The organism is Oleiphilus sp. HI0079 (genome assembly GCF_001635105.1).
Genome location: NZ_LWFT01000053.1, coordinates 1 through 1370, shown reverse-complemented (window position 1 = coordinate 1370; position 1370 = coordinate 1). Strand labels below are relative to the sequence as shown.

Below are 1370 nucleotides of genomic sequence, written 5' to 3'. Positions count from 1 at the left end.
CAGCAGACTCAGTCGCTGCGGCAATTGGCACATCTGCTGATTGGACGGATAACGGCGTATCAGCACTGTCGCCGACGCTGGCTTCAGGCGCGACACTTACGGCGTCTGTACTATCCGCGCCAACCTGTTTCGCGCTCGGCAAATTTGAGAGATCAAGGGGGTCAATCGTCAATTCTGACTCATCCACAACCCACTCAAAGACCTCTTCCACTTTCGTTTTTTCAACGTCGGCAAAGAGCGAAATATTCCATGCTGAATAACATGCTTCGGGCTCTATATTCGAAAGCTTGGGTATGCCAGAGCAGTCTGCCTGCACCTCAATTGGTCCAAGCTCTTGAAGTTCACGAAACATCCGAATGGGTTCATTCCCAGTTCTGAGAATATCGGCATCCGGACGAAAATAAATTTGCCAGCCCTTTGAACCGGAGTCGCGCGCTCCGTCTCCGACTGAATCAGCGGAAGGCGTATCGGCACCTTGCCCATCTCGGGCATTAAGAATCGCCTCAAATTCCGCTTTGAGCTGGCCGGCTAATTCGGTTTCACACTCTTGACCATCTTCAAGTTGATTCACCATTGTACGGATACAATCGACCGAGCGAAGAAACAGATCGACGTGTTCTGATTGGATATCGAATTGATCGGATCGAATTAAGTCCAGTAAGGTTTCGACAACATGAGTGAAGTCTGCAATTTGTTGAAAACCAAAGGTGCCGCTACCCCCTTTTATCGAGTGTGCTGCGCGAAAGATTTCGTCGATTCTCTCTGAGTCCAATGCCTCTGGATCAAGCTCCAGCAAAGCGGACTCCATGATATCGAGCCCTTCATTACTTTCCTCGAAAAAGACTTGATGAAATTGGCTAAGATCTACGCTCATCGTGTACCTCTAAGCTCGTCAAAAACTAGCCCATCACCTTTTTAATGGTGGCCAATAATTGATCTGGGTTGAAAGGTTTCACAAGCCAACCCGTTGCGCCGGCATTTTTTCCCTCAGACTTTTTGTCTCCTGCCGATTCGGTTGTCAGCATCAAAATAGGCGTGAATTTATACTCAGGTAGTGTTCGTAAGTTTCTTACTAACTCGATTCCATCCATTACGGGCATGTTCACATCAGAAAGAACCAAATCAACGGAAGCGTTTTTCGCCTTGTCTAAAGCCTCTTGACCGTCACCCGCTTCGATAACATCAAAGCCCGCCCCTTTTAGCGTGAATGAGACCATCTGTCGCATCGATGCAGAGTCATCAACAGCCAATATCGTTGCCATGTATAAAACCTCTATCCTGTCCTAGTGCGCGCAGGCGCTTTCGTTTTGCGATTCTTACACGTAACGTTCTGAAAGACTGTTAAAGCCTAGAAGCACCGTGCATTCCTT

At 48.0% G+C, this 1370-nt stretch carries 2 protein-coding genes; both read right to left on the bottom strand.

Going from position 1 to position 1370, the window contains the following annotated elements; all coding sequences use genetic code 11:
- A partial coding sequence (locus A3750_RS00860) for an Hpt domain-containing protein (protein WP_197474775.1) occupies window positions 1-874 on the bottom strand: 874 nt, incomplete at its 3' end.
- Between the two features lie 25 nt (window positions 875-899).
- A complete protein-coding gene (locus A3750_RS00855) occupies window positions 900-1262 on the bottom strand; it encodes a response regulator (protein WP_068453480.1) in 363 nt (120 codons plus the stop codon).
- Window positions 1263-1370: the final 108 nt, after the last annotated feature.

What these genes read in the sequence shown, in the direction of transcription:
- A3750_RS00855 (WP_068453480.1), bottom strand. Translation starts at nt 1,262, where the DNA reads ATGGCAACGATATTGGCTGTTGATGACTCTGCATCGATGCGACAGATG.